This window comes from Actinoallomurus sp. NBC_01490 (genome assembly GCF_036227085.1).
Lineage (GTDB): Bacteria > Actinomycetota > Actinomycetes > Streptosporangiales > Streptosporangiaceae > Actinoallomurus > Actinoallomurus oryzae.
Genome location: NZ_CP109433.1, coordinates 4552819 through 4578066, shown reverse-complemented (window position 1 = coordinate 4578066; position 25248 = coordinate 4552819). Strand labels below are relative to the sequence as shown.

Annotated in this window: 27 protein-coding genes; 17 read left to right on the top strand and 10 right to left on the bottom strand. The window is 72.2% G+C overall.

Translation table 11 applies throughout. The features are described 5' to 3' along the window. Nucleotides 1–122 precede the first annotated feature (122 nt). Nucleotides 123–344, bottom strand: coding sequence for a hypothetical protein (locus OG417_RS21815; protein ID WP_329259014.1), 222 nt, complete (start codon nt 342–344; stop codon nt 123–125). 171 nt (nt 345–515) lie between these two features. After that, nucleotides 516–944: a large conductance mechanosensitive channel protein MscL gene (mscL, locus tag OG417_RS21810; RefSeq protein ID WP_329259010.1), complete on the bottom strand. Its 429-nt coding sequence runs from the start codon at nt 942–944 to the stop codon at nt 516–518. A gap of 133 nt (nt 945–1077) precedes the next feature. Here mscL and OG417_RS21805 point away from each other — a divergent pair, with 133 nt between their 5' ends. Genes OG417_RS21805 through OG417_RS21795 form a run of 3 tightly spaced genes read left to right on the top strand, consistent with a single transcriptional unit; the run spans nt 1078 to nt 3090 of the window. Continuing rightward, nucleotides 1078–1521, top strand: coding sequence for a pyridoxamine 5'-phosphate oxidase family protein (locus OG417_RS21805; protein ID WP_329259007.1), 444 nt, complete (start codon nt 1078–1080; stop codon nt 1519–1521). Between the two features lie 38 nt (nt 1522–1559). Beyond that, nucleotides 1560–2357, top strand: a complete 798-nt coding sequence (locus OG417_RS21800) for a methyltransferase domain-containing protein (protein WP_329259004.1) — start codon at nt 1560–1562, stop codon at nt 2355–2357. Between the two features lie 58 nt (nt 2358–2415). Beyond that, nucleotides 2416–3090: a hypothetical protein gene (locus tag OG417_RS21795; RefSeq protein ID WP_329259001.1), complete on the top strand. Its 675-nt coding sequence runs from the start codon at nt 2416–2418 to the stop codon at nt 3088–3090. Nucleotides 3091–3154: 64 nt separating this feature from the next. Here the strand turns inward: OG417_RS21795 and OG417_RS21790 are convergent, their stop codons facing one another. Both OG417_RS21790 and OG417_RS21785 read right to left on the bottom strand, forming a co-directional pair. Continuing rightward, a complete protein-coding gene (locus tag OG417_RS21790; RefSeq protein ID WP_329258997.1) occupies nt 3155–3955 on the bottom strand; it encodes a shikimate dehydrogenase family protein in 801 nt (266 codons plus the stop codon). Continuing rightward, a complete protein-coding gene (locus OG417_RS21785; RefSeq protein WP_329258995.1) occupies nt 3952–4908 on the bottom strand; it encodes an SMP-30/gluconolactonase/LRE family protein in 957 nt (318 codons plus the stop codon). The genes OG417_RS21790 and OG417_RS21785 overlap by 4 nt, the downstream gene beginning before the upstream one ends. A gap of 102 nt (nt 4909–5010) precedes the next feature. Between OG417_RS21785 and OG417_RS21780 the strand changes: the two genes are divergently transcribed. Further along, a complete protein-coding gene (locus OG417_RS21780) occupies nt 5011–5463 on the top strand; it encodes an Lrp/AsnC family transcriptional regulator (RefSeq protein WP_329258992.1) in 453 nt (150 codons plus the stop codon). A gap of 17 nt (nt 5464–5480) precedes the next feature. Here OG417_RS21780 and larC read toward each other — a convergent pair whose 3' ends face one another. Together larC and larB are read right to left on the bottom strand one after the other, a co-directional pair. Then, nucleotides 5481–6671 carry a nickel pincer cofactor biosynthesis protein LarC gene (gene larC / locus OG417_RS21775; RefSeq protein ID WP_329258989.1) on the bottom strand — a complete coding sequence of 397 codons (1191 nt, stop codon included), beginning with the start codon at nt 6669–6671 and terminating at the stop codon, nt 5481–5483. Then, on the bottom strand, nt 6668–7351 hold the full coding sequence (gene larB, locus OG417_RS21770; protein ID WP_329258986.1) for a nickel pincer cofactor biosynthesis protein LarB: 684 nt from the start codon (nt 7349–7351) through the stop codon (nt 6668–6670). The genes larC and larB overlap by 4 nt, the downstream gene beginning before the upstream one ends. 27 nt (nt 7352–7378) lie before the next feature. On the opposite strand from larB, the gene larE reads away from it, so the two are divergent. The 5 genes from larE to OG417_RS21745 all read left to right on the top strand — a co-directional run bounded on the left by larE (nt 7379) and on the right by OG417_RS21745 (nt 14478). After that, complete coding sequence (gene larE, locus OG417_RS21765; protein ID WP_329258983.1) at nt 7379–8212, top strand: ATP-dependent sacrificial sulfur transferase LarE; 834 nt, start codon at nt 7379–7381, stop codon at nt 8210–8212. Nucleotides 8213–8332: 120 nt separating this feature from the next. Further along, complete coding sequence (locus tag OG417_RS21760; RefSeq protein ID WP_329258980.1) at nt 8333–10618, top strand: HAD-IB family hydrolase; 2286 nt, start codon at nt 8333–8335, stop codon at nt 10616–10618. Further along, nucleotides 10615–11811 (top strand): zinc-dependent alcohol dehydrogenase, encoded by a 1197-nt coding sequence (locus tag OG417_RS21755; RefSeq protein ID WP_329258977.1) that lies wholly within the window; start codon nt 10615–10617, stop codon nt 11809–11811. Before OG417_RS21760 ends, OG417_RS21755 begins: the two co-directional genes overlap by 4 nt. Nucleotides 11812–11822: 11 nt before the next feature. Continuing rightward, on the top strand, nt 11823–13400 hold the full coding sequence (locus OG417_RS21750; RefSeq protein ID WP_329258974.1) for a lactate racemase domain-containing protein: 1578 nt from the start codon (nt 11823–11825) through the stop codon (nt 13398–13400). Nucleotides 13401–13467: 67 nt separating this feature from the next. After that, a complete protein-coding gene (locus tag OG417_RS21745; protein ID WP_329258972.1) occupies nt 13468–14478 on the top strand; it encodes a lysophospholipid acyltransferase family protein in 1011 nt (336 codons plus the stop codon). Between the two features lie 150 nt (nt 14479–14628). Here the strand turns inward: OG417_RS21745 and OG417_RS21740 are convergent, their stop codons facing one another. Further along, nucleotides 14629–15399, bottom strand: coding sequence for an SDR family oxidoreductase (locus OG417_RS21740; RefSeq protein WP_329258969.1), 771 nt, complete (start codon nt 15397–15399; stop codon nt 14629–14631). 209 nt (nt 15400–15608) lie between these two features. Between OG417_RS21740 and OG417_RS21735 the strand changes: the two genes are divergently transcribed. From OG417_RS21735 to OG417_RS21715, 5 genes are all read left to right on the top strand, one after another. Then, a complete protein-coding gene (locus tag OG417_RS21735) occupies nt 15609–16466 on the top strand; it encodes a helix-turn-helix domain-containing protein (RefSeq protein WP_329258966.1) in 858 nt (285 codons plus the stop codon). A 54-nt stretch (nt 16467–16520) separates the two neighbouring features. After that, complete coding sequence (gene trpB / locus OG417_RS21730; protein ID WP_329258962.1) at nt 16521–17705, top strand: tryptophan synthase subunit beta; 1185 nt, start codon at nt 16521–16523, stop codon at nt 17703–17705. Next, nucleotides 17702–18427 (top strand): tryptophan synthase subunit alpha, encoded by a 726-nt coding sequence (gene trpA, locus OG417_RS21725; RefSeq protein ID WP_329258960.1) that lies wholly within the window; start codon nt 17702–17704, stop codon nt 18425–18427. Before trpB ends, trpA begins: the two co-directional genes overlap by 4 nt. A 51-nt stretch (nt 18428–18478) precedes the next feature. Then, the gene (locus OG417_RS21720; RefSeq protein WP_329258958.1) at nt 18479–19222 is read left to right on the top strand and encodes a GntR family transcriptional regulator; all 744 of its coding nucleotides are present in this window, start codon (nt 18479–18481) and stop codon (nt 19220–19222) included. 88 nt (nt 19223–19310) lie between these two features. Further along, nucleotides 19311–19730, top strand: coding sequence for a hypothetical protein (locus OG417_RS21715; RefSeq protein WP_329258955.1), 420 nt, complete (start codon nt 19311–19313; stop codon nt 19728–19730). Nucleotide 19731: 1 nt separating this feature from the next. Here OG417_RS21715 and OG417_RS21710 read toward each other — a convergent pair whose 3' ends face one another. Next, nucleotides 19732–20649, bottom strand: coding sequence for an alpha/beta fold hydrolase (locus tag OG417_RS21710; RefSeq protein ID WP_329258952.1), 918 nt, complete (start codon nt 20647–20649; stop codon nt 19732–19734). A gap of 36 nt (nt 20650–20685) precedes the next feature. Here OG417_RS21710 and OG417_RS21705 point away from each other — a divergent pair, with 36 nt between their 5' ends. Further along, entirely contained in the window at nt 20686–21240 is a 555-nt protein-coding gene (locus OG417_RS21705; RefSeq protein WP_329258950.1) for a helix-turn-helix domain-containing protein, read from the top strand. After that, nucleotides 21240–21761, top strand: a complete 522-nt coding sequence (locus OG417_RS21700; protein ID WP_329258947.1) for a DinB family protein — start codon at nt 21240–21242, stop codon at nt 21759–21761. The genes OG417_RS21705 and OG417_RS21700 overlap by 1 nt, the downstream gene beginning before the upstream one ends. A gap of 30 nt (nt 21762–21791) precedes the next feature. Here the strand turns inward: OG417_RS21700 and OG417_RS21695 are convergent, their stop codons facing one another. After that, entirely contained in the window at nt 21792–22919 is a 1128-nt protein-coding gene (locus tag OG417_RS21695) for a glycoside hydrolase family 3 N-terminal domain-containing protein (RefSeq protein ID WP_329258944.1), read from the bottom strand. Nucleotides 22920–23011: 92 nt separating this feature from the next. On the opposite strand from OG417_RS21695, the gene OG417_RS21690 reads away from it, so the two are divergent. Further along, nucleotides 23012–23998 carry an RNA-guided endonuclease InsQ/TnpB family protein gene (locus tag OG417_RS21690; RefSeq protein ID WP_329258941.1) on the top strand — a complete coding sequence of 329 codons (987 nt, stop codon included), beginning with the start codon at nt 23012–23014 and terminating at the stop codon, nt 23996–23998. 209 nt (nt 23999–24207) lie between these two features. Here OG417_RS21690 and OG417_RS21685 read toward each other — a convergent pair whose 3' ends face one another. Beyond that, a complete protein-coding gene (locus OG417_RS21685) occupies nt 24208–25047 on the bottom strand; it encodes a lysozyme (RefSeq protein ID WP_329258938.1) in 840 nt (279 codons plus the stop codon). Nucleotides 25048–25248: the final 201 nt, after the last annotated feature.

The window sequence follows — 25248 nt, the reverse complement described above, 5'->3', positions numbered from 1 at the left end:
ACCGCGACCCTAACCGGCCCGGCGCTCCCGGGCGACGACACGCGCTCGCCGCGTGGCGCCTCTGGTGGAGAGGCGACCGGGCTCCGGTGCGGCGAGGCACCGGCGGCCGCGTGCCGCCCGGGTCAGCCGCAGGCCAGCAGTGGCGGCCCGGAGTCGTCCTGCTGCTCCTGAGGCTCCTCGTCGAGGGCGCGCTGGGCCTGCAGCTCGCGCAGCGCCTTCAGCAACGGAGCGTCGGTCTCGTCGCGCCCCCCGACGTACTGGATCGCCTCGGCCAGTTCTTCACTTGTGAGCTGCGACAGCGGCTTGCCGCCGGCCTTCCACAGCGGGCTGACGCCCTCGTTCATCTGTCCCAACACCTCTTCCCCCCGGGTCCCGGCGAGCCCTGCGGGCATCGGCCGGGTAACAGAGCATGGCAAGTTCACCTATGACGTGAACGTCAGGCGCACGGTTTCAATACCCAATCGTGATCGATCGGTTCCCGGGGCTGCCTCGAAGCCCCCGTCCGCGAACCCTGGCTAGCGCGGCGCGGGCACCGTCCGCGTCGGACCGGGCGCGACGATCTCCGCCGTGCACTCCGGGCAGCGCCGCGCCCGGATCGGGATGCTGCGCGTGCACTCCGGGCACTCGCGCTCGGTGGCCTCCACGTCACGCTCGAACAGCCGGAGCAGGCGGGCGACCGGCAGCACGATCACGAAGTACACGACCGCCGCCGAGATCAGGAACGAGATCGCCACGGTGAGGAACTTGCCGTACATGAACGGAGTCTTGCCGACCTTCAGCACGAGGCTGTCGAAGTTGGGCGTGCCGCCGACGAGCGCCAGCAGCGGAGTGATGAACGAGTCGACGAACTGCTTGACCAGGGCGCTGAACTGCGTCCCGATCACTACCGCTACGGCGAGGTCGACCAGGTTCCCGCGCAGGATGAACTTCCGGAAGCCACTCATGACCCTTCGCTTGCCCTCCGTGCTGAATGCATGCGTGATCCGCCCGCCGGTCGCTCGTACCGCCGGGCTCGCCGCACCACCGTAGCGGCGCGGCACCCGGAACAGAGCCGACATCATCGGTTACGGTCCGATGATGACGGATATCACTGACTTCAGCGGGCTGGTCGTCGCGGAACACGGCCTGGTGGTCGTCTCCACGCTCCGGGCCGACACCAGCGTGCAGTCGACCGTGGTCAACGCCGGCGTGCTCCCGCATCCGGTGCGCGGCCACGACGTCGTCGGCTTCGTCGTACGCGGCGGCACGCGGAAACTCGCCAACCTCCGCGAGCGCCCACGCGCCACCGTCACGATCCGGGCCGGATGGCAGTGGGTCACGGCGGAGGGGCCGGTGGAGCTCGCCGGGCCCGCCGACCCGCTCGACGGCCTCGGCCCGGACGGCCTCCGGCGGCTGCTGAGAGACGTCTTCACCGCCGCGGGCGGCGAACACGACGACTGGGACGCCTACGACCGCGTCATGGCGGAGGAGGGCCGTACCGCCGTCCTCCTCACCCCGGACCGCGTCTACTCCAACCCGTGACGGCCGCCCGCCGGCGGGAACGGGGCATCATCTTCTCCATGGCGGATGAGGACGGTTACCTGCTCGCCAACGCGCGAGCGGAGGCCGGGACGCGGTTCGAGGCGCTGTCGGCGATATTCGACCCACCGACGTTCCGGCGGATCGACGGCCTGGGGATCGCGGCCGGGTGGCGGTGCTGGGAGGTCGGGGCCGGAGGGCCGTCCGTCCCGAGGGCGCTCGCCGAGCGCGTCGGCCCCACCGGACGGGTGCTGGCGACCGACATCGACGTCCGCTGGACGCGTGCGGCCGCGAGCGAGGTCGTGGAGGTGCGCCGGCACGACGTCGCCGGCGACGACCCTCCGGACGAGGCGTTCGACCTCGTGCACGCGCGTCTGGTGCTGGTGCACGTCGCCGACCGCGAGCGTGCGCTGCGGTCGATGGTCGCCGCGCTGCGGCCCGGCGGCTGGATCCTCCTGGAGGACGCCGACCCCGCTCTGCAGCCGCTCAGTTCCCCGTACGAACACGGGCCGCGCGAGCGGCTGGCCAACCGGATCCGCACCGGGTTCCGCGCGATGCTGGCCGAGCGCGGCGCCGACCTCGCGTACGGCCGGCGGCTCCCCGCGTCGCTCCGGGCGGCCGGGCTGACCGACGTTGCGGCCGAGGCGCACTTCCCGATCGCCTCCCCCGCCTGCGACCTGCTGGAGACGGCGACCATCGCCCACATCCGCGACGGGCTGGTCGCCGGCGGCCACGCGACCGAGGAGGAGGTCGAGCGGCACCTGGCCAACGTCGCGGCGGGCGGCATGGACCTGGCCACCGCGCCGATGGTCGCGGCCTGGGGGCGCCGCCCGGAGTGAACCGCACGGGGCCGCCGGCCGTCTCACTGGTGGGGCGGCCGACACGACAGGGGGCCCGGTGCAGTTCATCGAGTCGAGCATCGTCGGGCTGCGGTCGGCGGTCATCACGCTGACGTGCCGCACGAGCCCGCTGCGGTTCATGCTCTTCCCCATGGTCCACGTGGGAGAGCCCTCCTTCTACGCCGAGGTCACGGCGCGGGTGCGCAAGTGCGCGATCATCGTCGCCGAGGGGCCGCCGGCCGGCACGGCGCCCCTGCAGGAGCGGATGTCCCGGCTGCGCCTCGACCGCCTCGTCGACCAGAACAACGCGCTGGACCTCGGGTCGCTGGGCATCCCGGTCTTCTGGGAGGCCGTGCCGCCTCCCGCACGGACGCCCGCCGAGCGGGTCCGGCACACGGCCGAGGACGCCTTCGGCGCGGTCGCGCTGCGCCTCCTGGGGCGGTACGGCGATCCGCTCAAGCTGCCGAGCCGCGACCAGGCCGAGTCGTACGACGAGCGCTGGGTGGAGGGACGCGCCGCGCGGTGGTTCCGCGACCGCGTCGTCGACCGGCGGGACGACGCGCTCAACCGCCGGCTGTCCGCGCTCCACCAGGAGCATCGCGAGCGGCCGATCACGGTGGCGGTGGTGTACGGCGCCGGGCACATGCCGGCCGTCGTCGAGCACCTGCGGGCGGAGTTCGACTACTCCGTCAAGGAGGCGGAGTGGCTCATGGTCGCCGCCGCCCCGAGCTGACCGGCCCCGCTCAGCGGTCCTGGGAACGCCGCCCGGAGCGATGGACCCCGCCAGGAGCCGCGCGTCACCCCGCCGCGGAGCCTCCGAGCAGGAAGTCCACCATCAGCTGAGTCTGTCCGGCGAGCATCGCGTCCCCGTTCTGGACGACGCAGCCGCGGGCCTCCGCCGCCTCCACGAGCGGCGTTCTGCGTGGCCCGACGATGATGTCCGATACGACCATGCCGGGCCGGAGCACGGCGGGGTCGAGCGGCATCGGGTCGTCAGGCCGCATGCCCGCGCTCGTGGCATTGATCACCACGTCGTGATCGCCGTGCGCGTCGCTCGCCACCCTCACGGCGACGCCGGGCGCGTCGACGCGAGCGGCGAGTTCCTCGGCCCGCGCGTGGGTGCGGTTGACGATCGTGATCGCGGCGGCGCCGGCGCGCGCGACCGCGACGGCGATCGCGATCGCCGCGCCACCGGCGCCGAGCAACAGCACGCGCCGTCCGGCGACGTCCTGGCCGATCGAGCGCAGGCCGGCGAGAAAACCCTCGCCGTCGAGCATGTCGCCCGTGAGCGTGCCGTCCGCCTCCCGGCGGATCACGTTCACCGCACCGGTCTCCGCGGCCGACCGCTCGAGCCGCTGGACGAACGGCACGATCGCCTGTTTGTGCGGCATCGTCACGACCGCCCCGCCGAAGCTGCCGATCGCGCGCAGGCCGGCGACGGCCGGCGCGAGTTCTCCCCCGTGGACGAGCATCGGGACGAGCACCGCGTCCGCGCCGCGCTCGGCGATGACGGCGTTCACCATCTCCGGCGCGCGGGCATGGGCCAGCGGATCTCCGATGATTCCGAGCACACGCGTCGTGCCGCGTACACCGATCATGACGCCGCCACGGTGGCCGCCCAGGGCCTGCGCCCCGGTCCGGTCGGGTGCGTGCCGGTGACGCCCATGACCACCGAGTAGAGGCTGGTCCGCGCGGTGATGAACAGGCGGTTGCGCTTGGCCCCGCCCCACGTGATGTTGGCGACCGTCTCGGGGACGTTGAGCCGCCCGATCAGCGTGCCGTCGGGGTCGTAGCAGTGCACCCCGTCGTCCATCGCGGCCGCCCAGAGCCGGCCGGCGTCGTCGAAGCGGAGGTTGTCGAAGCGCGCGGCGCCCCGGGCCTCGGCGAAGATCCGGCCGTCGGACAGCGTGCCGTCGTCGCGTACGTCGAAGACCCGGATGCAGCCTGCCCGGGTGTCGGAGACGAAGAGCCGCCGCTCGTCGGCCGAGAAGACGAGCCCGTTCGGAGCGCCGAAGCAGTCGGCGACCAGCCGTACCTCGCCGGTGGCGGGATCGATGCGGTAGACGTTGCCCGCGCCGATCTCGCTCTGCGCGTGATAGCCCTCGTAGTCGCTGGTGATGCCGAAGTCCGGGTCGGAGAACCAGATCGAGCCGTCGGACTTGACCGTCGCGTCGTTCGGGCTGTTCAGGCGCTTGCCCTGCCAGCGCTCGGCCAGCACGGTGACCGTGCCGTCATGTTCGGTTCGCGTGACGCGGCGGTTGCCCTGCTCACAGCTGACCAGCCGGCCCTGACGGTCGAGGGTGTTGCCGTTGACGTGCCCGGCGGAGCGGCGGAAGACGCTGACGGCGCCGGTCTCCTCGTCCCAGCGCAGCAGCCGGTCATTGGGGATGTCGCTCCAGATCAGCTGGCGCCAGGCGGGCAGGTAGATCGGTCCCTCGGCCCAGCGGCAGCCGGTGTACAGGACCTCCAGACGGTCGTCACCGTACATACACCGGCCGGTACGGAACCGGTCGTCGAACATCTCGTACAGCGCGGGCCGCTCACCGCTCATCGAGGTCCTCCCCATCCAGGCATATGCCGAATATGCTTCGACTACCAAGGACGATAACAGGATGAGATATGACATCCGAAGCATGAAACCGAACGGAGTCCCGTGGACCAGACCGATCGCGCCCTGCTGACGTGTCTCCAGCAGGACGCCACCCAGTCCTACGCCGCACTGGGCCAGGCCGTGGGCCTCTCCGCCGGAGCGGCGCACGAACGCGTGCGGAAGCTGCGGGAGCGCGGCGTGATCCGGCGCACCACCGTCGAGGTGGACCCGGCGGCGCTGGGCGACGCCGTCCTGGCCTACGTGATGGTCGACTCGGTCGCCTGGATGGGCGACTCGGGCGAGGACTTCGCCGCGATCCCCGAGGTCCTGGAGGCGCACGTCATCGCCGGCAGCGCATCGGTGCTGCTGAAGGTCAGGACCGCGACCACCGAGCGGCTGCAGGACGTTCTGCGCCGGATCTACGCCATCGACGGGGTCAGCGGGACGCAGGCCACGGTGGTGCTGGAGACCCTCGTCGAGCGGCCGGTCTCCCCCGGGGGGGCCGGGCAGGAGTGATCCCGCGCGAGGCCCTCTCAGCCCTCGGACGCCAGGGCCCGCGCCTCGTTCAGCACCTCGTGCACCGGGCGGCCCGAGGCGAGCGCCGCCGCGCGGGCCTCGTCGTACTCCGGCTGCGCGGTCACCACCCGGCCGCCGAGCAGTCCCCGTTTGACGCCCACGACGGCGCCGCCGACGTCCACCTCGACACGGTCGCGCCGCAGCGAGCGGCGCTCGACCGAGGACACCCGCACGCCGAGGCTCGTCGTCCGTTCGAACACCACGCGGCACACCGCGTCGAGGCGCGACGGCTCGACCAGGACGCTCAGGACCTGGCCCGGCCGTCCCTTCCGCATCAGCGCCGGCGAGCACCAGGCGTCCGCCGCGCCTGCCGTGCGCAGCTCCTCCAGCACGTCCGGCCACAGCCGCGGGTCCAGGTCGTCGATGGTGCTGTCCACGCGGTGCAGCTCCGCGGACTCCCAGCCGGCGGACGATGAGGAGGCCGATCCCACGACGACGCGCACGATGTTGGGGTGCCCCTCGGGGTCGGCGGTGCCGGCGCCCGCGCCGACCGCCGTGGGCACGCAGTCGGGCATCGGTCCCCAGCCGGTGGCGAGCGTGGCGAGCAGGGCCGCGCCCGTCGGCGTGCACAGCTCCATCGTGGCCGGGTGCGACCGCAGCGGCGCCCCGGCCTCCGTCAGCAGCTCCAGCACGGCGGGCACCGGGACGGGCAGCGGTCCGTGCGCGGCGCGGACGACGCCGGACCCGGCCGCCACCGGCGACACGACGCGTACCGGCGCGTCGAGCAGGTCCAGGCTGTGCAGGGCGAGCGCGCAGCCGGTGACGTCGGCGATCGCGTCCAGCGCGCCGACCTCGTGGAAGTGGATCCGCGAGACGTCCACGCCGTGCACGCGCGCCTCGGCGCGGGCCAGCCGTTCGAAGACGGCCAGCGCGAACGCGCGCACCCCGTCCGGCAGCGCGGCCTCCGACAGGATCGCGGTGACGTCCGACAGGTTCCGCGACACGTCGTCCGGCGGCACGCGCACGTCGGCGTGCAGGGCGCGCAGGCCGTGCCGCCGCACCGGCGCGACCTCGACCTCGAGCGGGCCCACGGCGAGGCCGCGCAGCCCGGAGCGCACGGCCTCGACGTCGGCGCCGGCGTCGAGCAGCGCCGCGAGCAGCATGTCCCCGGCCGCGCCGTTGCCCGCGTCGACCCAGAGCGCCCTCACCGCGCGGTCCTGCGCGCGATCCGGGCGGCGGCCACCCCGGCGCCGAACCCGTTGTCGACGTTGACCGAGACGACGCCGGGCGCGCAGCTGTTGACCGTGGCGAGCCAGGCGGTGACGCCTTCGAGGTTCCAGCCGTAGCCGACGCTGGTCGGCACGGCGATCAGCGGCGCGCCGACCAGGCCGGCGAGCACCGACGGCAGGGCGGCCTCCATGCCGGCCACGGCGACGACGACGTCGGCCTCGTCGATCCGCTCGCGCTGGGCGAGCAGCCGGTGGATGCCGGCGACGCCGACGTCCACGATCTCGTCGGGCTCGGCGCCGAACACGCCGATGGTCGTGGCGCACTCGCGGACCACCGGCAGGTCCGACGTGCCGGCGGCGACCACCGCGACCCGGCCCCGCGTCTCGGTCCGGCCGAGCACGGCCGTGCGGCCGACCGGGTCCAGCACGGCGTCCGGCAGCTGCTCGGCGCACTCCGCGAGCGCCTCCTCGGACAGGCGGGTCGCGAGGATCGCCCGGTCGGGATGCGCCTCGTGCAGGGCGCGCAGCGCGGCGACGATCTGCCCGGGCGTCTTGCCCTGCCCGAACACCACCTCCGGGTCGCCGGTGCGTGCGGCGCGTGCGGTGTCGAGACGTGCGAAGCCCAGGTCGGTGACTCCGTCAGGCTGAGATACCGTCATCGGAGTCCCTCGACTGATAGGTGTTGCATGGTGGACGTTGCGGTCCTCTCCCAGGAGCTGCTGGCCGAGATGGCAGGCTACGGCAGAACTCTCGTCGCGTTCTCCGGTGGTGTGGACTCCAGTGTCGTCCTCGCCGCCGCGGTGCGCGCGCTCGGTGCCGGTCAGGTCGCCGCGGTCACCGCGGTCTCGCCATCGCTGCCGGCCGCCGAACTCACCGCGGCGCGGGAGTTCTGCGCCGGCCTCGGCGTCACGCACCACACGCCCGCCACCAACGAGATGGACGTGGCCGGCTACCGGGAGAACGGCCCGCGGCGCTGTTACTTCTGCAAGAGCGTCCTGCTCGACACCGCGAACGCACTCGCCGCCGACCTCGGCTACGACACGATCACCACCGGCACGAACGCCTCCGACGTCGTCGCCGGGTTCCGGCCCGGCATCCGCGCCGCGGCCGAGCGCGGCGCCCGCACCCCGCTCGCCGACGCCGGGCTCGACAAGGCGGCGGTCCGCGCCATCGCGCGCCACTGGGACCTGCCCGTCTGGGACAAGCCGGCGGCGGCCTGCATGGCGAGCCGCGTCGCGTACGGGATTTCGGTCACACCCGCCCGGCTGGCGCGCATCGAGCGGGCCGAGGCGGCCGTCCGCGGCGTCCTGGGCGGCGCCGTGCGCGACCTGCGCGTCCGCGACCTCGGCGACGCCGTGCGTCTCGAAGTCGACCCTGAGCTGGTCGAACGCGCCCGCGAGGACCACGCCGTCGGCGTCGCGATCCGCGACGCGGGCTTCGTTTCGGCCCCCATCAGCGTGGAGATCTTCCGGTCCGGATCCATGAACGACGTTCTGGTGGATTCGGATACGGGAGAATGAACGAGACCTGAATTCGGTCGGACCCTCCCGGCCGTTGGTCGCCGGACTTCCAGCCGTTACTCTTGCCCGGTACAGCTCGCGACGGGACGGCTCATGCCCACGATCGGAGAAAGCCAGCGGATGACGCCAGACCGACCTGAGTTCCACCGTCTCGGCAGCTCACACGTACTTCTCACCGGCGCCACCGGCTTCCTCGGACAGGCGACGCTCGAGAAGCTCCTGTCCTCTCACCCGGAGACCCGCGTCTCGGTGCTGATCCGGCCCCGGCCGAACCAGCCGGCGCAGCGCCGCTTCGACGGCCTGCTCCGCAAGCCCGTCTTCCGCGAGCTGCGCGAGCGGCTCGGCGAGGAGGAGCTGCGCCGCATCGCCGCCGAACGCGTCACCGTGATCGAGGGCGACCTGGGCGAGGTGACGCTGCCGGGCGACATCGACGTGGTGGTTCACGGCGCGTCGACGGTCTCCTTCGACCCGCCGATCGACGAGGCGTTCCGCACGAACGTCTCCGGGGTGGTCACCCTCTACGAGGCGCTGCGCAAGGCCGGCGCCGACCCGCACGTGGTGCACGTGTCCACCGCGTACGTCGCGGGCGTGCGCAAGGGTGTGGTGCCGGAGGCCCGCCTCGACCACACGGTCGACTGGCGCACCGAGCTGGAGGGGGCGCTGGCCACCCGCGCCGACGTCGAGCGCGACTCGCGCCGCCCGGAGGTGCTGCGCAAGTCGGTGTCGCGGGCGCAGGGCGAGCACCGCAAGGCCGGCCCGCAGTCGGTCGTCGCCGCCGCCGAGGAGGCCCGCCAGGAGTGGGTCACCGACCGCCTGGTCGACTACGGCCGCGCCCGCGCGCAGAGCCTCGGCTGGCCGGACGTCTACACCTTCACCAAGGCCCTGGGCGAGCGCGCGGCCGAGGAGCTGTGGGGCGAGCGCCGCCTGTCGATCGTCCGCCCGGCGATCGTGGAGAGCTCGCTGCGCCACCCGCACCCCGGCTGGATCGACGGCTACAAGATGGCCGACCCGCTGATCATCGCGTACGGGCGGGGCATTCTGCCGGAGTTCCCGGGCCTGCCCGACAGCGTCGTCGACATCATCCCGGTCGACCACGTCGTCAACGCCACGCTCGCGGTCGCCGCGGCGCCGCCCGAGCGCGGCACGCCCGCCTACTTCCACGTCGGGTCCGGCTCGCGCAACCCGCTGTCCTTCCGCGGCCTGTACGAGAACGTCCGCGACTACTTCCGCAAGCACCCGATGCCGGCCGGCGAGCGCGGTCACATCCGGGTGCCGCAGTGGCGGTTCCCCGGCAGCCGGCAGGTCGAGATGATGCTCAGCGGCAGCGAGCGCGCCACCGCGATGGCCGAGCGCGCGCTGCTGCGGCTGCCGGCCTCGGGCAAGACCCGCGAGTGGATGACCGCGGTGCACCGGCAGCAGACCAACCTCGACTTCCTGCGCCGCTACGCCGACCTCTACCAGGCCTACACCCAGGCCGAGGTCATCTACGAGACCAACCGCACGCACGCGCTGCACCAGACGATCCCGCCGGAGCTCGTCGACGAGTTCGGGTTCGACCCGTCGGTCATCGACTGGGGGCACTACCTCCAGGAGGTGCACTCCCCCAGCGTGACCGAGCTGATGCGCGGATTCTCGCGCGGACGCGGGGGCAGCCGCCGCACGGCCGCGCCCGCGCTGCCCGAGCGCACCGACATCGCGGCCGTGTTCGACCTCGAGGGCACGATCGTCGCCTCGAACCTCATCGAGTCCTACCTGTGGGCCCGGCTGTCGTCGCTGCCGCGGTCGCAGTGGAGCGGCGAGCTGGCCGACCTGGCCCGCTCGCTCCCCCGCTACCTGCGGGCCGAGCGCCGCGACCGGGGCGACTTCGTCCGCGCGTTCCTGCGCCGCTACGAGGGCGCCGACATGGCCGAGCTGCGTGACCTGGTCGACGACACGCTCGGCGAGGCGCTGCTCCAGCGGGTCATGCCCGAGGCCGTGCGCCGGATCCGCGCGCACCGTGCCGCCGGGCACAAGACGATCCTGATCACCGGCACGGTCGACGTGTTCGTCCGCCCGCTCGCCGGCCTGTTCGACGAGGTCGTGGCCAGCCGGATGCACACCCGCGACGGCGTGCTCACCGGCTACCTCGACTCGCCGCCGCTCGTGGACGAGGCCCGCGCCGCCTGGCTGCGCCGGCACGCCGCCGACACCGGCATCGACCTCGACGGCTCCTACGCCTACGCGGACAGCTACTCCGACCGGCCGCTCCTGGAGGCGGTCGGCAACCCGGGCGCGGTCAACCCCGACCCGTCGCTGTACCGCCACGCCAAACGCAAGCACTGGCGCATCTACGAATGGGGCGCCCATACCCGTGGACGCGGAGACGTGTTGCTCGACACCATCACCGGGACGGTGAGCGCCCGATGATCCTCGCGCTGGAGTACCACCGCTCGCCGGCCCGCTTCATGGCGGCGCGCGGGCTCACGGCGACCCGCGCCGGCGGCAAGATGAGCGGCATGATCGCCGGCAACGTGTCGCCGATGCGCCTCGTCAACCGGCAGGCGCCCGAGCTGCCCGGCGAGGGCTGGACGCGCGTGACGCCCCGGCTGTCCGGCATCTGCGGTTCCGACCTCGGGATGCTGACCGGGCGGTCCTCTCCGTACCTGTCGCCGATGACCTCGATGCCGTTCGTTCCCGGTCACGAGGTCGTCGGTGAGACGCAGGACGACGTGCCCGGCGTGCCGAAGGGCTCCCGGGTGGTGATCGACCCGGTGCTCTCGTGCGCCGCGCGCGGCACCACCGAGTGCCGCTGGTGCGCCTCGGGCCAGCAGAGCCGCTGCGACCACATCACGACGGGCCGGATCTCCGCCGGGCTGCAGACCGGGTTCTGCGCCGACACCGGCGGCGGCTGGAGCCGGCAGTTCGTCGCGCACGTCAGCCAGCTGCACGTCGTGCCCGACGCGCTGACGGACGAGCGCGCCGTCCTGGCCGAGCCGCTCGCCTGCGCGGTGCACTCCGTGCGCCGCGTGAAGGTCGCGTCCGGCTCCACCGCCGTCATCATCGGCGCGGGCACGGTCGGCCTGCTCACGCTGCTCGCGCTGCGCCAGCTCACCGACGTCGGCGCGGTGTACGTCGTCGCCAAGCACGGCCACCAGCAGGAGAAGGCCAAGGCGCTCGGCGCCACCGCCATCATCGAGCCCCGCAAGGCCGTGCGCGCGCTGCGGCGCGTCACCACCGCCCGGATGCACTCGCCCGAGCGAGGCGATGACTTCCTCCTCGGCGGCGTCGACCTGGCCTTCGAGTGCACCGGTGGCGCCGGCGGCCTCGACACCGCGCTCCGGCTGGTCCAGGCCGGGGGTACCGTCGTGGTGTCCGGTATGCCGGGGGGCAACGTCGACCTGACCCCGCTGTGGTATCGCGAGCTGCAACTGGTCGGGGCGTACGCCTCCGGCGCCGACGGAGCCGACTTCGCCGACGCCATCCGGCTCGCCGAGTCCGCGCCCCTCGACGGATACGTCGGCACGACCTATCCTCTCGCCCGCTGGCGGGAGGCCCTTACGCATGCGGCCGACGCCGGACGTCTTGGCACCGTCAAGGTTGCCTTTGCCCCGGCTCGTTAGGAAGGTTGAGAGTGAGCAGACCAGGCTTCGTACTCGACGTGGATGAGCGGACACCACCGCTGCTCATGCACCAGGGTGAGGGCTTCCGGCTGGAGCGGCTGCCGCTCGGGGCGAAGGTCATCTACCCGCCGGACTCCCTGCCCGGGATCCGGAACGTCGACGCCGCCATCAAGCACGCGCTGCTCAACCCGCACGGCACCGAGCCGCTGCCCGAGCTCCTCACGCCCGGGATGCGGCTGACCATCGTCTTCGATGACCTGTCGCTGCCGCTGCCGCCGATGCAGACGCCGGACGTCCGGCAGCGCATCATCGAGCAGGTGCTGGAGATGGCCGCGGCCAAGGGCGTGGACGACGTCGAGCTGATCGCGGGCAACGCCCTGCACCGCCGGATGACCCCGGCCGAGCTGCGGCGCACCGTCGGCGACCGCGTCTTCCAGGCGTTCTTCCCCGACCACCTGAAGAACCATGACGCGGAGGACCACGACAACCTCCTGCACATGGGCAAGACCAAGCACGGCGAGGACGTCGAGATCAACCGCCGGGCGGCGGAGAGCGACCTGATCGTCTACGTCAACATCACGCTGACGGCGATGAGCGGCGGCGCGAAGTCGGTGTCGGTCGGGCTGGCGAGCTACAAGAGCCTCAAGCACCACCACAACGTGCACACGCTGCGGCACTCGAACTCCTTCAACGACCCGCCGAACTCCGCGATGCACCACTCGTACGAGCGGATGAAGGGCCTGATCGACGAGCACGTCAAGGTCTTCACGATCGAGACGACGCTCAACAACGAGACGTTCCCGTCCTCGATGGGCTTCCTCAACAAGCGCGAGTGGGAGTGGAACGTCCGCGACCAGGCGTCGTACGTCGCGGTGAAGCGGGCCAACGAGCTGCTGCCGGCCAAGACCCGGCGGCGCATCTGGCAGTCGACCGCCGCGCCGTACGGGGTGACGGGCGTCCACGCGGGCCTGCAGTCCGAGGTGCACCCGATCACGCTGGGCAACGTGCATCGCCAGCAGCTCACCGAGGTGAACGGCCAGTCCGACGTCGCGATCTACGGGCTCCCCTACATCTGCCCGTACAACGTCAACTCCGTGATGAACCCGATCCTGGTGATGTCGCTCGGGCTCGGCTACTTCTTCAACCTGTACAAGAACAAGCCGATCGTCCGGCAGGGCGGTGTGGCGATCTTCTACCACCCGGTGCCGAACGAGTTCCACCCGGTGCACCACCCGAGCTACATCGACTTCTTCGAGGAGATCCTCACCGAGAGCACCGACCCGGTGCTGCTGGAGACCAAGTACGAGGAGCAGTTCGCCACCGACCCCTGGTACATCCAGCTCTACCGGAACAGCTACGCCTACCACGGCGTGCACCCGTTCTACATGTGGTACTGGGGCGCCCACGCGCTGGAGCACCTCGGTGACGTGATCTTCGTGGGCGGCAACCGGAAGACCACCGCGCGCATGGGCTTCCGCTCCGCGACGACGCTCGCGGACGCCCTGGAGATGGCCAAGGACACGGTCGGCTCCAGCCCGTCGATCACCTATCAGCACGCCCCGCCGCTGACCCTGGCGGACGTCCGATGAGCCGGGAACGGGCCCGCCGCTCGGCTCGTCTCCAGCACGAGCGGCCGGCGTACGGGGTGAGCGACCGATGAGCATCCGCAGAGAGGTCAAGCTGCTGCGGCACGGCCGGGACTGGCGCGGCCGTTCCACGGTGCCCAAGTCGGCCCAACCGCACGAGCTGGAGCATGAGGAGCGGGAGTTCCCGACCGCGTGGGCCCGTACCCGCACGGCCGTCCGGGCCCGTGCGGGCCTGCGCCGGACGCTGCTCAAGCCGGTCGTGTGGAGCCAGACGACGCCGGTGGTCGAGGGCACCGAGTACCTCGACGGGGTGCGCGGCCCGGTGGTCTTCGTGGCCAACCACACCAGCCATCTGGACACCCCGCTGATCCTCGGCTCGCTGCCGGAGCGGTTCGCCGACCGGGTCGCGGTGGGCGCGGCGTCGGACTACTTCTTCGACGTCCGCTGGCGCGCGACCCTGACCGCTATCTTCTTCAACGCGTTCCCGGTCGAGCGCTACGGTTCGCGGCGGCTGCGCAGCCTCGCCCTCGACCTGGTGGACGAGGGCTGGAGCCTGCTGCTCTACCCCGAGGGCACGCGCTCGGAGGACGGCTGGATGAACCCCTTCAAGCTCGGCGCCTCGGCGCTGTGCGTGACGAAGGGCATCCCGTGCGTGCCGATCGCGCTGCGCGGCTCGTACGCCGCGATGCCCCGGGGCCGCAACTGGCCGCAGCCGGGCAAGCCGCGGGTGACCGTCCGCTACGGCCGTCCGCTCGTGCCGGAGGAGGGCGAGGACGTCCGCGCCTTCCGGGTGCGGATGGCCAAGGCGGTCAGCCAGCTAGCGGCCGAGGAAGACCTGGGCTGGTACGGCGCGCTGCGCGCGGCGGCGGACGACCGGCTGGAGGTCCCGGGCGGCGCCCGTCCGGTCCGGCCGGGCGCGCTGGCACGGGAGGAGCCCACGGCGGAGCGGGCCGGGAAGTCCAAGGCGGGCAAGAACGGCAAGACCGGCGCGGGGACGGGCGACCAGGTGGCGCACTGGCGCCGCATCTGGTCCTCGACCGAGCCGCTGGGTGAGAAGCGCCGCAAGGTCTGGCGCGACTGAACCCCTAGCCGACCGCGCACAGGAGCGTCCCCGCACGGGGGCGCTCCTGTCGCTTTTCACCGGGCCCCCTGGCTCACCATCCGGCCACGCGTCGGCGTCCTGTCCTGGGCCGAAAGGACACGGCGGACCTGGAGTGCTTCGAACCGACCGTCAGGCCGCCTGACCGGTGGGCATGATGGTGACCTGCTGGAGGTTCGCCCTCGGCGGCAGGGCGGCGAGGAAGCCGATGGTCTCCGCGACGTCCTGTGGAGCGAGCCACTCCATCGTCTCCCTCGAACCGTTCAGCCACTCCAGGGCGCCCTCGTCGGTCACGTGGCTCTGCAGTTCGGTGCCGACGATGCCCGGCTCGATCGCCGAGACCCGGACGTTCTTCGGCCCCAGCTCGACCCGCAGATGCCGGGACAGCTGCGTGACGTAGGCCTTGGTCGCGGAGTAGACGGCGAAGTTGGGAAAGATGTTCCGCGCCGCGATCGACGACGTGTTGATCAGGTCGGCCACCCCCAGCCGGGCCGCGGACGCGACCAGTTGCGGGACGAACGCCCCGATGACGTTCATCAGTCCGGTGATGTTCAGATCGATCTGGTGCCGCCACTGGTCGGTGCGCAGTTCCTCGACGGGCGCGGGCAGCATCACTCCGGCGTTGTTCAACAGCAGGTCGGCGGCGCCGAGCTCCGCCTCCACCCGTTCGGCCGCCGCACGGACCGCCTCCGCGTCGGTCACGTCGGCCGCCACCGCCAGCGCGGTGCCACCACGCGCACCGATCCTGGCGACCAGGTCCTCGAGCCGCTCGGCCCGGCGCGCGAGCACGACGACCTTCGCGCCGAGCATCGCCAGCCGTTCCGCCGACGCCTCGCCGATTCCGCTGGACGCCCCGGTGACCACCGCCACCCGGCCGGACAGGGGTGTGGACTCCTTCGACATGTGCTGTACCTCCGGTAGAAGTCGTGTTCGCGGGGCGACCGTCGCGGTCCGGTGACCGGCGGTTCCCCGCACTCCTCAACTCCACCACCTCCAGAGGCCTCGTCACGGCGGCACAGCATGCCCTGACCAGGCGGGTAACGCCGGAACAGGTACCGGCAGGACCACCTCCGCCGGGCCGGTCACCCACTGCTCGCGGCCACACTGGGGGTATGGACCGCACCTCGGAGATCGCCGGTTTCCTCCGCTCACGCCGGGCCCGGATCACCCCCGACCGGGCGGGGCTACCGGCCGACGCCCGTCCACGGCGCGTGCCGGGGCTCCGCCGGGACGAGGTCGCCCGGCTGGCCGGCATCAGCACCGAGTACTACACGCGGCTGGAGCAGGGCCGGGCCGCGAACCCCTCCCCCGAGGTCCTGAACGCTCTGGCCCGCGCCCTCGAACTGGACGAGGCCGAACGCGAGCACCTCACCGACCTGTGCTCCCGACCGGCTCCGGCTCGCCGCGGCGCCTCGGGCGGCCCGCAGCGCGTCCGCCCCGGCCTGTACCTGACGCTCCAGACCCTCGACCGGGTGCCGGCCTTCGTCCTCGGCCGGCGAACCGACGTCCTCGCCGCCAACCGGCTCGCCCGGGCGATCCTCACCGACTTCGACGCCCTGCCGGTCCCCCAGCGGAACCTCGCCCGTTTCTACCTCCTGGACCCCGCCGCGCGGGAACGGGTGGTCGACTGGGAACAGCTCGCGGCCGAGACCGTCGCGATGCTGCGTCTGGAGGCCGGCCGCCACCCCGACGACCGCCGGCTCGCCGACCTCATCGGCGAGCTCACCGTGCGCTCACCCGAGTTCACCACCTGGTGGAACGACCACCGGGTGCTTCGGCGCACCCACGGCACCAAGCGCTACCGCCACCCGCTGGCCGGCGACCTCGTCTTCTCCTACGAGTCGTTCCAACCGGCCGGCGACGTCGAGCAGACGCTCTGCGTCTACAACGTCGAGCCGAACTCGCCGACCGCAGAGGCGATCCGGCTGCTCGACAGCTGGACGGCGCCCACACGGCCCGCCCCGGCCTGAGCACATCGGGAAACCGGCTTGCCACGTTCGAAGCGACTGTTCTATAACTCTCTCATGAGTTCTATAACAGTTGCCTCAGAGGCCGACCAGACCGTCGGACGGTTCGGCGGCTACGGCGGGCGATACGTGCCGGAGTCCCTGATCCCCGCCTGCCAGGCGGTGGCGGACGCGTTCGCCCAGGCATGGGCCGATCCCGGGTTCCGGGGCAGCCTCGCCCGGCTGCTCTCGGTCTACGCGGGCCGCCCCACCCCGCTGACGCCCGCCCTGCGGCTGTCGGCCGAACTCGGCGTGACCGTTCTGCTCAAACGGGAAGATCTGACGCACACCGGCTCCCACAAGATCAACAATGTGATGGGACAGGCGATGCTGGCCCGGCGTATGGGCCGTACGCGGCTGATCGCCGAGACCGGCGCGGGCATGCACGGCGTCGCCACCGCGACGGCGGGCGCCCTGCTGGGGCTCCCCGTGAAGGTCTTCATGGGCGAGCGGGACGTGGAACGCCAGGCGCACAACGTGTTCCGGATGCGGTTGCTGGGCGCCGAGGTCGTCCCGGTGGCCACTGGCAGCCGTACGCTCAAGGACGCCACCAGCGCGGCGATGCGCGACTGGGTCGCCGACGCCGACGAGGCGTACTACTGCGTGGGTTCGGTCATCGGCCCGCACCCCTACCCGACGATGGTGCGCGAGTTCCAGCGCGTCATCGGTGACGAGGCCCGGCGGCAGTGCGCGACCGAGCTGCCCGCCGCCGTCCCCGACTACGTCGTCGCCTGCGTCGGCGGGGGCAGCAACGCGGCAGGCACCTTCGCGGGCTTCGTCGACACGGACGCGAAGCTCGTCGGCGTCGAGGCCGAAGGCGGTTCCGGCGCCGCCAACGGCGAGATCGGCGTGCTCCATGGCTTCCAGTCGCTGTTCCTGCAGGACGAACACGGGCAGATCAGGGAGGCGCACTCGATCGCGGCCGGGCTGGACTACCCCGGCGTCGGCCCCGAGCACGCGTACCTGCGGGATCTGGGGCGCGCCCGCTACGTCACGGTCGCCGACGCGGAAGCGATCGCGGCAGCCGTGCGGCTCGCCCGGACGGAGGGAATACCGCCCGCGATCGAGTCGGCGCACGCCCTGGCCTGGGTGATCAACGCCGCCGGGACATCGGTCCTGCCCAGTGGCTCGACCGTCCTCGTCACGCTCTCCGGGCGCGGCGACAAGGACCTCACCACCCTCATGACGGAGGCGGAGCTGTGACGAAGCTGCTGATGCCCTACATCACCGCCGGGGTCAGGCCGGACTGGGCCGCCTATCTGACCGCGTTCGAGGACGCCGGGGCGGACCTGATCGAGGTCGGGCTCCCGTTCTCCGACCCCACAGTGGACGGCCCGACGATCCAGGAGGCGTCGGACGCGGCGCTCGCTCGGGGCGCCACCCCCGCGTCCGTCCTGGCGGAGCTGGCCACGATCTCCGCCGGCATCCCGCTCATCGCGAGCACGTACGCCAACATCGCGCTACGGCCGGGATTCGCCGGCGCCCTCCGCGCCGCCGGGGTCACCGGGCTGATCGTTCCCGATCTGCCGCTCGACGAGCTGGCCGGGCTGAGCGCACCGGGCATCGAGGTCAGCCTGCTCGCCTCGCCCGCGACGCCGGACGACCGCCTCGCCGAGATCGGCCGGCGCAGCCAGGGCTTCGTGTACGCGGTCTCGGTCATGGGCACGACCGGCGAACGCGACCGGCTCGCCCCGTCCGCCGCGGCCCTCGCCGCCCGGGTCAAGGAGGTCACCGACCTACCGGTCCTTCTGGGCTTCGGGATCTCCACGCCCGAACAGGCGGCCGAGGCGGCGGTGGTCGCCGACGGCGTCATCGTCGGCGCGGCCGTCATGCGCCGTATCCTCGACGGTGCCGGCCCCGCCGAGGTCGGCACGTTCGTGGCGTCACTGCGGGCCGCGCTCTCCGGGCCGATCGCCGTACGATGATCGTCGCCGGCGACAATCGAGGCGCGCGGCCGGCGATGAGGAGGGAGCAGCATGGCACGCTACCGGGCCATCGCCGCCGACCTCGCCGCGAAGATCCGCAACGGCCACTACGCCCCCGGCGAGGCGCTGCCCGCACAGCGCGAGCTGAGCGCCGCGTACGGCGTCACCTTGATGACGCTGCGCCAGGCGCTACGGGAGCTGGGCGCCGAGGGGTTGATCGTCCAGCGCCCCGGCAAGGGCACCTTTGTCACGCCGCCCCATTTGGCGTACCAGCTGGGATCTTTGCGGAGCTTCGCCGACGATCTGCGCGAGCAAGGTCACGAGGTCCGCACCATCGTGGTCGCCCGTGCGCGGCTCCGCGTGCCCGCGCGCATCGCGGCGCGGCTGCGGGTCCGCGAGACCGAGACCGGGCTGCGGCTGGAGCGGGTGCGCGCCTTCGCCGGCCGCCGGGCGATTCATCAGGTCTCCTGGGTGCGGGAGCCGCACGCGGACCTGCTGGGTGAGGTGGATTTCACCTCCACGTCGTTGTACGCGGCCCTGGCCGACGTGGGTGTCGTGGTGGCCCGGGCATCGGAGACGATTCGGCCTGATGTACTCGACGCGCACACGGCCCGGCACCTGGACGAGGACGAGGATGCGCCGGTGCTGGTCAGCGACCGGATCACCTACGGGCCGGACGGAACGGCCCTGGTGGCGGACAGGGCGACGATCCTCGGCAGCATGATGCAGATCACCGCCGATCGTGCCGCCACCGGGCTGTCCCTTCACTGGGGAGCGATCCCTTCGCAGGTGTAGGACCGACTCCTCCGGCCGCGGCCTGAGCGCGTCATGGACGTCCGGAGAGCACACCGGCGATAAGACCCTGTTCTGGCAGAATCCGGCCATGACTGTATTGGCGCTCGTGGCCGGTCTCGTCCTGCTCGTCGCGATCATCTCGGTGGGCCTTGCCCGGGGAGGGAGAGGGCAGGCGGCGCCCGGGGCGCACCCGCCCATGGCGTTGCCGGCCGACCTGCAGGTACGCGTGCGGGCGTTGCTCGGGGAGAACAAGCCGGTCCTGGCCGTCAAGGAGGTCCGGCAGGCCACGGGCCTGGGTCTCGTCGACGCCAAGCGGATCGTCGACGCGCTCAAGAGCGGCCCGCTGCCCGAGCCCCTGCCGTACGCTCCGGGCGGCCAGGGCAGCGTCGCCGACCGGGCGCGGACCATGCGGGACGCCGGCGACCTCGCGGGCGCGGTCTCGCTCGTCCAGACCGAGACCGGGATGTCCGCGGCGGACGCGGAGCGCTTCGTCTCGACCCTGAGTTAGTTCAGGCGAGCAGGTCGGTGACGGCCTGGAGCACGGCGTCGGGGCGTTCCTCGTGGAGCCAGCCGTGGCCGGCGTCCTCGAGGACGCGGTGCTCACCGCGCGGGACCGAGGCGGCCAGTTCCGCGTGCAGGGCGCGCTTGCCGTCGTTGATCTCCCGGAGCAGGTCCTCCGGCCACAGGTGGGCCTGGACGGCGTCGCGCCCCATCGCGCTCAGCACGATCGTCGGCACGTCGGGCAGGCCCGGCCCGCTCCGGAGCTCGGCGGACACCTCGTCGTAGAGGTTGCCGTCCTCCTGCCAGGCGGTCCGCCAGGACCCGAGGTGGTGTTCGGCGAGCGGGACCCGGACGTCGTCCGGCCAGGCTTCGAAGAACGTGAGGAGCTGCCCGCGTGCGGCGTCGAGCTGCTCTCGTGACGGCTCGGGCAGCGCGCGGCTCTTCATCTCGGCCAGCAGGTCGAGCACCCGCCGGGGCGCGCGGGTGACCATGTCCTCGTGGAAGGGATCCAGCAGGAGCAGCCCGGCCACCGCGCCGGGGAAGCGCTGCGCGAAGTGACGCGCGTACGCCCCGCCCAGCGAGTGCCCGGCGAGCACGTACGGCTCGGGCACGCCGGCGACGGTGAGCAGGTCGCGCAGCTCGTCGGTCACCTCGGCGGCGGTGCGGGGCAGCTCCGCCGGGTCGCTCCAGCCGGTGCCGCCCCGGTCGTACAGCACGCTGGTGGTCAGCTCGGCGATGCGGTCGTGCAGGTTGAGGTAGTCGAGGCCGACCAGGCCCGACCCCGGCAGCAGCACCACCGCCGGGCCTCCGGTGCCGGAGCGGTGCAGCATCAGCCGCCGCCCGCCGACGGTGTAGCGGTGTCCCCTCGGTGGCGCGGTCCGGCTCTCCGGTGACGTACGCGGCATCGCGGCCTCCATTGTTCTCATGTTTGAGAAAAGTATCAGACGTGAGAACATAGGGCCATGGACGCCGTGGAGCTGCTGCTGCATCCCGTACGGCTGCGGGTCGTGCACGCGATGTCCGGAGGCCGGACGCTGACGACGTCACAGCTGTGCGACCTGCTGCCCGACGTCTCCAAGGCGACGGTCTACCGGCACGTCGGCCTGCTGGCCGACGGGGGCCTGCTCGAGGTCGCGGACGAGCACCGGACGCGCGGCGCGGTCGAACGCCGCTACCGGCTGCACCGGGCGCGGGCGACCGTCGACGCCGAGACGGCCGCGTCGGTTTCGGTGGAGGACCATCGCCGGGTGTTCGCCGTGGCCATGGCCACGCTGCTCGCGGAGTACAACGCCTACCTCGACCGCGACGACGCCGATCCCGCCGCCGACCTCGTGGGCTACCGGCAGCACGCGATCTGGCTCAGCGACGAGGAGCGCGCCCAGCTGATCGGCGAACTGCGTGCGGTGATCGCACCCCGGATGGGCAACGCGCCGTCGCCGGGGCGCACCCGGCACCTGCTCAGCCCGATCCTGTTCCCGGCCGGGGAGTCCCCCGCCCGGACGCCGGGTGAGCGGTGATGCGGCCGGAGTGGGTGACGGCCCCGCTCGACGGGCCCGGTATGAAGGTCTCCGACACGCGTGAGCTACTGCTCGGTTACCTCGACTGGTACCGCGAGACCGTACGGCGCAAGCTCGACGGCCTGTCCGAGGAAGAACTACGCTCCCCGGTCGCGCCGATGGGGTGGTCGCCGCTGGGCCTGGTCCAGCACCTCGGCTGGGTCGAACGCCGCTGGATGCGCTGGGGGTTCGCCGCCGAGGACGTCGTGCCGTGGCCGGCGGACGGCGACGCGGAGGAGTTCGCCGCGAACGCCCCGGCCGCCGAGATCCTGGCCACCTACGACGAGGAGGTGCGCCGGTCGCGCGAGCTGGCGGCGGGGGCGGCGCTGACCGATGTCGCGCGCCTCGGCGGCCGGTTCACCGAGCCGGAGCAGGCGCCGCCGCTGGCGCGGATCCTGTTCCACCTTCTCCAGGAGTACGCGCGCCACGCCGGCCACCTCGACATCGCACGCGAGATCGTCGACGGCACGACCGGCGAATAGCCGGGGGCCCGCGGGCCCCCGGCCACGCCGTCAGGCCAGGCTGTTACGCAGGTTGGTGACGCGGGTGCGGGCGGCGTCGAAGGTGCTCTGGCCGAGCGTTCCGGACCGCAGCGCGTCGGCCAGGCCGGTGACCGCGCTCTGGCCGTACGTCGGGCTCTCCCCGCACACGAGCAGCAGGTCCATGCCCGCCTTGGCGGCGGCGACCGCGCGCTGCGCCGTCGTGCCGAAGTTCGCCAGACCGCCGGCGGTGAGCGAGTCGGTGATGGTGACGCCCGTGTACCCGAGGCGTCCGCGCAGCTCGTTCTGGACGATGGTCGACGACAGCCCGGCCGGGTAGTCCGGGTCGAGGGCCGGATAGGTGGCCCAGGACAGCATGACGAGCTTGACGCCCGCGCTGATCGCCGGTTTGTACGGCGCCTCGTCGACCGAGCGCAGCGTGGACGCGGAGGCGGTGAGCGTGACGGGCACGGAGTCGGTGTTCTGGTTCTTGGACGCCGAGCCGAGGCCCGGGAAGTGCTTGGCCGTCGCCGCCACCTTGTGCCGCTGCTGCGCGGTGATGAACGCGCTGCCGAGCTCACCGCAGACGGCCGGATCCTTGCTGTACGAGCGGCCGTACTGGTCCTCGAAGTCGCCGGTCTTGCGGTACACGTCGAGCACCGGGGCGAGGTTGACGTTCATGCCGACGCTCGCGAGGAGCGCGCCGGCCTCGTCCCCGGCGCTGGTCGCCGCCGAGACCGGGTCGGACGACTGGCCGATCTCCTTCTCCGACATCGCCGGCCCGCCGGGCAGGCGGCGCACCTGGCCGCCCTCCTGGTCGGTCATCAGCAGCAGCGGCGCGCCGACCGGGCCGGCGGCGTTGGCCTCGTTCAGCTGCTCACAGACCGAGGCGATCTGGTCGAGGCTCGAGATGTTGTCGCCGAAGAAGATCACGCCCGCGGCCCGGCCACCGGAGATCGCGTCCAGGAGCGACTGCGGGACGGTCGTGCCCGAGTAGGAGTAGATGACCCGCTGCCCGGCCTGCTGCTCCGGCGTCAGGGCGGCGGGCCGTACGGTGCTCCGCCCGGCGGCCCGCGCGCTCCCGGCCAGGCCGGCCGTCGCGAAGGCCGCGCCGGCGCCGGCGAGCAGGGCGTTGCGCCGGGTGATCGAGTTTTCGTTCATCGGCTGCGCGGCGTTGAGACCCCGGCCTTGCGGCCGGGGTGGAAACGCCGCTCCCTCCTCGAAATGTCGGTGGTGGTGGTTAGCGTCGTGGCATGCGATTTCGGCTTCAGCCCACGCCTGCTCAGGAGGCGGTGTTGCTGGAGCATTGCGCGCACGCCCGGTATGTATGGAATTTGGCGGTGGAGCAGCACCGGCATTGGCGGCCGGGACGGGCGAGCGCGCCGGGCTATGCCGAACAGTCCCGGCAGCTGACCGAGGCCAGGAGAGAGTTCGAGTGGCTGGCGGCGGGGTCCCAGACGGTGCAGCAGCAGGCATTGCGTGACTTCGCCCAGGCCATGGCGAATTTCTTCGCCGGGACCCATCGGCGTCCGAAGTGGCGTAAGGCGGGCGTCCATGCAGGGTTCCGGATCGTCGGGCAGCGCGGCCGTCACTGGGATGTTCGGCGGCCGTCCCGCAAGGTGGGTGAGGTTCGGATCCCGAAGGTGGGTCTGCAACGCCGGCTGGCCCGGGCGCAGCGTGGGTCGAACCGGCGCAGGCGCGTCAAGACCGCGATCGCCCGGCTGAAAGCCCGCCAGACCGACCGGCGCAAGGACTGGGTCGAGAAGACCTCCACCGATCTGGCCCGCCGCTTCGACCTGATCCGCATCGAAGACCTCAAGATCGGCAACATGGTGCGTTCCGCACGCGGCACCATCGCCGCACCGGGGGCGAACGTGCGGGCCAAAGCCGGACTCAACCGATCCATCCACGCAGCCGGATGGGGCCAGTTGGCGACCCGTCTGGAGCACAAAGCCGCCGGCCGGGTAGAAAAGATCAATCCCGCGTACACATCCCAGACCTGTCATGCCTGCGGGCATCGCGCAGCGGACAACCGTGAGAGCCAAGCGGTCTTTCGCTGTCGCGCCTGCGGGCATACCGATCACGCGGACGTGAACGCGGCCAAGAACATCGCGGCAGGACGTGCCGTGACGTTCCTGCCCCGACCAACCGACCCCGACCGACCTCCCGAGCGGGGAGCCCTCCAGCCATTGGGCGGGGCCATGAACCGCGAACCTCAACCTGTTCCCTCCTGCGTGTAGGTGATCGGGTTGGAATCCCCGCCTTCAGGCGTGGGAGGACGTCAACTGGTGTCCGCGCACGGACTCCGGCCGCCGCCGGAGGGTGCGCTGCCTCTCTTCCTGTGTGATGCCGCCGGGGCGGCGGTGCGGGGGCTCCGGCTCGCGCCGGAGGTCAGGGGAGGATCCGTCCCGCCGGGCGTGCCCGGCGGGACGGAACCCGGTCCGGCGGGTCAACCGTTCGCGAGGGCCTTGACGCGCGAGTAGTCGCCGTTGAAGTAGTCCTGGTCTCCGGGGAAGACGCCGGAGTCGGCGTACTGCCAGATGGTCTGGAAGCCCCAGTTGTAGGGCATCGGGCCCGGTGAGCCGTTGTAGTTGGCGAGCATCAGCGGGTTGGTGGAGGAGAAGTCGCCGGTGTTGCCGGTGCACTGGCTCCACCAGCTGGTCGCGGTGTAGATGACCGGCCAGCGGCTGGTCTTCGCGTGGTACTCGTTGCTGAACGAGAGGATCCAGTTCACCATCCCGGCGGCGGACAGGCCGTAGCAGGCGGCGCCGTAGGGGTTCCACTCCATGTCGAGCATGCCGGGGAAGGTCATGCCGTCCTTGGACCAGCCGCCTCCGTGCGCGACGAAGTAGTCGGCCTGGGCGGCGCCGGACGAGGTGTCGGGCGTGGCGAAGTGGTACGCGCCGTGCACGATGCCCGCGTAGTACGCGCCGGTGTACTGCTGGGAGAAGTACGGGTTGGTGTAGGTCGTCGACTCCGTCGCCTTGACGTAGGCGAACCGCGCGCCGTTCGCCGCCACCGAGGCCCAGTCGACGTTGCCCTGCCAGCCGCTCACATCGAGGCCGGGGGTCTGGACGACGTTCGGCCGGACGAGCATCCGGCCGGAGCCCGGCTCGTGCTTGGCCACCTGCGAACCCAGCCAGTCACGTTCGGGATGGGTGATCGGGTCGGCGGAGGCGCCGGCGGGCCGGGCGGTCGCCAGGAGCGCGCCGCACAGCAGGGCCGCCGCGGACAGGACGGTGAGACGCGATCTGCGCGCCGTTTGGGATGAGCGCTTGCGTAGTGCCACGTGATCCTCCAAGGAGGGGGAGACCTGGGGACTGTCGTGCACTCCCGCGGGCGATGCGTTCGCGTCGGGTCGCGGCGGCAGGGAACCGCGGGGGATCGGCGGGGCTTCTCCTTCCGGGTCGGCATGGATACCCATTAGTAGGTAGATATCTTCCGCGTCCGCATTAGAAAAGGTGGAAAAGTATCCCGACCGTGCCGGTGA

Excerpts from the sequence above, each read along its gene's own strand:
- OG417_RS21815 (WP_329259014.1), bottom strand. The coding sequence starts at position 344 with ATGAACGAGGGCGTCAGCCCGCTGTGGAAGGCCGGCGGCAAGCCGCTG.
- mscL (WP_329259010.1), bottom strand. The coding sequence starts at position 944 with ATGAGTGGCTTCCGGAAGTTCATCCTGCGCGGGAACCTGGTCGACCTC.
- OG417_RS21805 (WP_329259007.1), top strand. The coding sequence starts at position 1,078 with ATGACGGATATCACTGACTTCAGCGGGCTGGTCGTCGCGGAACACGGC.
- OG417_RS21800 (WP_329259004.1), top strand. The coding sequence starts at position 1,560 with ATGGCGGATGAGGACGGTTACCTGCTCGCCAACGCGCGAGCGGAGGCC.
- OG417_RS21790 (WP_329258997.1), bottom strand. The coding sequence starts at position 3,955 with ATGATCGGTGTACGCGGCACGACGCGTGTGCTCGGAATCATCGGAGAT.
- OG417_RS21785 (WP_329258995.1), bottom strand. The coding sequence starts at position 4,908 with ATGAGCGGTGAGCGGCCCGCGCTGTACGAGATGTTCGACGACCGGTTC.
- larB (WP_329258986.1), bottom strand. The coding sequence starts at position 7,351 with ATGACGGTATCTCAGCCTGACGGAGTCACCGACCTGGGCTTCGCACGT.
- larE (WP_329258983.1), top strand. The coding sequence starts at position 7,379 with ATGGTGGACGTTGCGGTCCTCTCCCAGGAGCTGCTGGCCGAGATGGCA.
- OG417_RS21760 (WP_329258980.1), top strand. The coding sequence starts at position 8,333 with ATGACGCCAGACCGACCTGAGTTCCACCGTCTCGGCAGCTCACACGTA.
- OG417_RS21755 (WP_329258977.1), top strand. The coding sequence starts at position 10,615 with ATGATCCTCGCGCTGGAGTACCACCGCTCGCCGGCCCGCTTCATGGCG.
- OG417_RS21745 (WP_329258972.1), top strand. The coding sequence starts at position 13,468 with ATGAGCATCCGCAGAGAGGTCAAGCTGCTGCGGCACGGCCGGGACTGG.
- OG417_RS21740 (WP_329258969.1), bottom strand. The coding sequence starts at position 15,399 with ATGTCGAAGGAGTCCACACCCCTGTCCGGCCGGGTGGCGGTGGTCACC.
- OG417_RS21735 (WP_329258966.1), top strand. The coding sequence starts at position 15,609 with ATGGACCGCACCTCGGAGATCGCCGGTTTCCTCCGCTCACGCCGGGCC.
- trpB (WP_329258962.1), top strand. The coding sequence starts at position 16,521 with ATGAGTTCTATAACAGTTGCCTCAGAGGCCGACCAGACCGTCGGACGG.
- OG417_RS21720 (WP_329258958.1), top strand. The coding sequence starts at position 18,479 with ATGGCACGCTACCGGGCCATCGCCGCCGACCTCGCCGCGAAGATCCGC.
- OG417_RS21715 (WP_329258955.1), top strand. The coding sequence starts at position 19,311 with ATGACTGTATTGGCGCTCGTGGCCGGTCTCGTCCTGCTCGTCGCGATC.
- OG417_RS21710 (WP_329258952.1), bottom strand. The coding sequence starts at position 20,649 with ATGAGAACAATGGAGGCCGCGATGCCGCGTACGTCACCGGAGAGCCGG.
- OG417_RS21705 (WP_329258950.1), top strand. The coding sequence starts at position 20,686 with ATGGACGCCGTGGAGCTGCTGCTGCATCCCGTACGGCTGCGGGTCGTG.
- OG417_RS21700 (WP_329258947.1), top strand. The coding sequence starts at position 21,240 with ATGCGGCCGGAGTGGGTGACGGCCCCGCTCGACGGGCCCGGTATGAAG.
- OG417_RS21695 (WP_329258944.1), bottom strand. The coding sequence starts at position 22,919 with ATGAACGAAAACTCGATCACCCGGCGCAACGCCCTGCTCGCCGGCGCC.
- OG417_RS21690 (WP_329258941.1), top strand. The coding sequence starts at position 23,012 with ATGCGATTTCGGCTTCAGCCCACGCCTGCTCAGGAGGCGGTGTTGCTG.